This is a genomic window from Streptacidiphilus anmyonensis, assembly GCF_000787855.1.
In the GTDB taxonomy this organism is placed as follows: Bacteria; Actinomycetota; Actinomycetes; order Streptomycetales; family Streptomycetaceae; genus Streptacidiphilus; species Streptacidiphilus anmyonensis.
Genome location: NZ_BBPQ01000150.1, coordinates 1 through 2,328 on the forward strand (window position 1 = coordinate 1; position 2,328 = coordinate 2,328).

General features: G+C 67.1%; 2 protein-coding genes. One reads left to right on the forward strand and one right to left on the reverse strand.

The window, feature by feature from the left end; all coding sequences use genetic code 11:
- Positions 1 to 102: 102 nt before the first annotated feature.
- A complete protein-coding gene (locus TR50_RS42125) occupies positions 103 to 600 on the forward strand; it encodes a hypothetical protein (RefSeq protein WP_042436058.1) in 498 nt (165 codons plus the stop codon).
- A 9-nt stretch (positions 601 to 609) separates the two neighbouring features.
- Here the strand turns inward: TR50_RS42125 and TR50_RS42130 are convergent, their stop codons facing one another.
- Positions 610 to 2,208: an ISL3 family transposase gene (locus tag TR50_RS42130; protein ID WP_042436061.1), complete on the reverse strand. Its 1,599-nt coding sequence runs from the start codon at positions 2,206 to 2,208 to the stop codon at positions 610 to 612.
- Positions 2,209 to 2,328: the final 120 nt, after the last annotated feature.

Below are 2,328 nucleotides of genomic sequence, written 5' to 3' on the forward strand. Positions count from 1 at the left end.
GGTTCTGGTCCAACTTCTGTGGAGCCGTCACGATCTGTAATAAATCAGAGCCTGGATGGCGCTACGTAACTCGCTGACAGACCTGTTTGGGATCATGCCCGCATGGACTTCGACCTCGCCCCACCGAACGGCGTTGGGCCGTTGCAGATCGGCATGACTCGCCAAGCCGCCAACGCCGCGCTGGACTCGCTCCGCGACCTCTCTGCGGTCTCGGAATCAGACCGGCCTGGGCAGCATGTTTTCCGTCCCAGCGGACTGATGGTCAGCATCCACTGCACGCGAAACATGCTGGAAGCGATTGAGCTCGGGAGACCGTCGACTCAGACAGACCGCGTCATCTTCCGGGGCCTGGACGTGTTCGCGCTCCCGGCCCAGGAGCTGGTGCAGCGCATGGGCGAGCACACCACGATCGAGGCAGACCCCGACGACCCGGCGTCTTTCGTTGCCTCTGGCCTGCTGCTGAGCTTCTGGCGCCCGTTCGCAGCTGACGACGAGCCCGAGGAAGAGCAGGGCTACTACTTCAGCTCGGTCCTCTTGGCGCGGCCCGGCTATTACGACACCCCTGCTCAGGCTGCGGAGCGACTCCGCCAGGGGTCGTGACCGTTCCCGTCAGGAGGCCAGCAGGACTCGCTTCCGCAAGAGGCCGAAGCCGGCCCGGCCGTACATCTGGCGCTTGATCATTTTGATCCGGTTGACGTGGCCTTCGACGACTCCAGAACTCCACGGCAGTGTCAGGCCCGCGGTGACGGCGGCGAGATCGCGTTCGAGGCCGTTGACGAAGGTATGGAGGCTTGGCAGGTCATCGGCGCGGACTGCTTTGATCCATTGCGGGAGCTGGTCGCCCTGCAGTTGGGTGAGCATCTTCCCGAACGTGCTGACGTGCCCGGTGAGGGCCCGCAGTTCGGGGCAGCCGGCGAGGACGGCTTTGAGCTTCAGCTGCTCGCCTTCCGGCAGGATGTCGGGGTGAGTCAGGATCCAGCCGGTGACCGTGCGCGGGGACGGCGGGCGGGCTGCAGGTGCGGTCGGGGATGTGCGGAACGGCTGGAGGTAGGCGCGGATCGCTCCATATCCGCCGGTGTAGCCGTGCGTCTTGATCTCTTCCCAGAGGGTCCAGGCGTTCGTGCAGCCCTCGGCCCATCGCTCGTGCAGGTAGGGCTTGAAGTCGTCGAGCTTGGTCCTGCGGTTCTGCCACTGCCCCTGGAATAGCTCTTCCGGCGTCGCGGCGTCGGCCAGCCGTTGGACGGTGTGGTAGGTCATGCCGAGCTGTCGCTGGATGGAGCGCCGGCTGTGGCCGGCGGCCAGCAGCGCGTGGACGGTGGCGTGCTTGGTGCGGGTACGGTCGGCGAACCGGTGCCCGGTCGGCCACGGCGACCCGCATTCGGCTGGTGCCGGGGTCGGAGCCTTCTCCGGCACTGAATCGGTGAAGGTCACGCGGAGACACGGGCGGTGGCGGGAGACGCATCGCTCTGCTGCCTCGCCGAGGTTGCGCCAGAGGTGAAACCGGTCGGCGACCTGGACCGCGGTGGGCGCCCCGATGCTGGCGCCCTCGGCGAAGAAGGGGGCGCGATCGCGGCAGACGACCTCAATCCCCGGGTGCTCAGCCAGCCAAGCCGCGACGGTGCCTGCCTCGCGATCCGGCAGGAGGTCCACCGGCCTGCGCGTCTCGACGTCAACCAGCACCGTTCCGTAGACGCGGCCCTTGCGCATCGCGTACTCGTCGACGCCGACTACACGCGGGTCCTGTGGCTGGGGTTCCGGAAGGGCGTCCACCAGCCGCAGGACCGTGTTCCGACTGACCCTCGCCCCGATGACGTCGGAAAGCCGGGCACCGGCGCGACCGGCCAGAGCGAGGCCGACCTCGGCCAGCACCGACCGCATTCGTTCGGTCCGTTGGCTGTGTCGCCGGGTCAGGCCGGCGACCTGCTCGACGAATGTCCGCCGCCCGCAGGAGACGTCTACGCACGTGAAGCGTCGGACACGAAGTTGCAGCACCACCCGGCGTCCCGCCACGGGGAGGTCGGCGGGAAACCGCAGGTAGGAGCCATGCACGCGCCCGGACCAGCTTCCGCAGCTTGGGCACCGAGCGCCAGCCGTACTGCATCTGACACCGACTCGGATCAGCAGACCGTCGTCCTGCACAGACTCCACCCTGATCCCCGGATCCGACAGGAAGAGCAGCTCTTCCAGCCGGAGCAGTACCTCGCGCACAACCAGAACCATGACCCCGAACACGGTCAGCACCGTCAGTTTTAGGACGACCTGGCGTGACCCAGGGCGAGAGCGACAGTCACAGGGAGTATGCACACCACAGAACTTGGACCAGAACCC

Coding starts and splice junctions, on each gene's coding strand:
- TR50_RS42125 (WP_042436058.1), top strand. CDS start 103: ATGGACTTCGACCTCGCCCCACCGAACGGCGTTGGGCCGTTGCAGATC.